The organism is Allobosea sp. TAB14, from assembly GCF_052113865.1.
Classification (GTDB): Bacteria; Pseudomonadota; Alphaproteobacteria; order Rhizobiales; family Beijerinckiaceae; genus Allobosea; species Allobosea spartocytisi.
In genome coordinates this window covers 1-1087 of sequence record NZ_JBFRDQ010000377.1, presented here as the reverse complement: position 1 = coordinate 1087, position 1087 = coordinate 1, and the positions used below count along the sequence as shown (strand labels likewise).

Sequence of the window (1087 nt, the reverse complement as noted above, 5' to 3'; positions counted from 1 at the left end):
GTATCCGCCCTCCTCCAGCTTCTGCACCCGCCGCCAGCATGGCGAGGGCGAAAGCCCGACCGACTCCGCCAGCTCCGCCAGCGGCAGGCTCGCATCCTCCTGCAAACGCGCGAGAATGCGCAGGTCGAAAGCATCGAGCTTGGCCATATGTCCTCGGCAGATTCGGAACCAACTTCTTAAGCGAAGCATGCATCGGGATTACTTTTCCACGTTTTCTGAAAACAAGGGCATAATATTTCGATAAGAGCAAAAAATTCTCGATCTCTGCAAACCGCTGCCCGCCCTCTCCCGGTACCATTCTCCTGGTCGGATCGAGAGGGTGACGGGATGCAGGGTTTTCTGAGCGCGGAGCGGCAGGGCGCGGTGCTTCGCAGCCTGCGCAGCAACGAGGGAACGCTCTCGCGGGACTATCTCGCCGCTGCCCGTGACGTGCTGCGCGAGCTCGTCGCCATGCCCGATCTGATCCAGCGCCTGCCGCTCGAGCGCAAGCCCGGCTGTTATGCCCGCAACCTGCTCGCCGGCGACGAGAATGTCAGCATCTGGGCGATCGTCTGGGGCGAGGGCTCCGCCACCTCGATCCATGATCACCACTGCTCCTGCTGCTTCGGCGTCGTCTCGGGCGTCGTCACCGAGACCTGGTATCGCGCCATCGACGCCAGCCGCGCCGTCCCGACCGAGGAACAGCAGCGGCAACCGGGCTATGTCGCCTGCATGCTGCCCTCGGGACCGAATATCCACCGGATGCGCAATTTCGGGCCGGGCGAGGCGATCTCGATCCATATCTACGGCTTCGACCACGAGGCCCATGCCTCCTCGATCGAGACCGAATACACCGCCGTCGGCGGCTGATCTCGGGCCGCCCCCAGGCAACTTATCCCCGCGATGCACCGCCACGCGATGATGGCCTCCTTTGCAGGAGGCCAGCCATGTCGCTCAGAGGCATCGTCGCATACATCTCCGGGACATCGCCGCAACCCGAACTCGCCGTCACCCGCGAGCGCCTTCTGCGCCTCACGCCGAGCGGGAAAGCCGATATCGTCGGCGGTGTCGCCCAGCGCTTCGACGCTCTCGCCCACGAGCACGACAT

2 protein-coding genes are annotated in these 1087 nt (G+C 64.2%); one reads left to right on the top strand and one right to left on the bottom strand.

Annotated features, from left to right (window positions below):
* A partial coding sequence (locus AB4Y99_RS27760) for an Lrp/AsnC family transcriptional regulator (RefSeq protein ID WP_441525624.1) occupies positions 1-147 on the bottom strand: 147 nt, incomplete at its 3' end.
* Between the two features lie 180 nt (positions 148-327).
* Between AB4Y99_RS27760 and AB4Y99_RS27755 the strand changes: the two genes are divergently transcribed.
* Positions 328-849: a cysteine dioxygenase gene (locus AB4Y99_RS27755; RefSeq protein WP_441525623.1), complete on the top strand. Its 522-nt coding sequence runs from the start codon at positions 328-330 to the stop codon at positions 847-849.
* Positions 850-1087: the final 238 nt, after the last annotated feature.

Coding starts and splice junctions, on each gene's coding strand:
- AB4Y99_RS27755 (WP_441525623.1), top strand. CDS start 328: ATGCAGGGTTTTCTGAGCGCGGAGCGGCAGGGCGCGGTGCTTCGCAGC.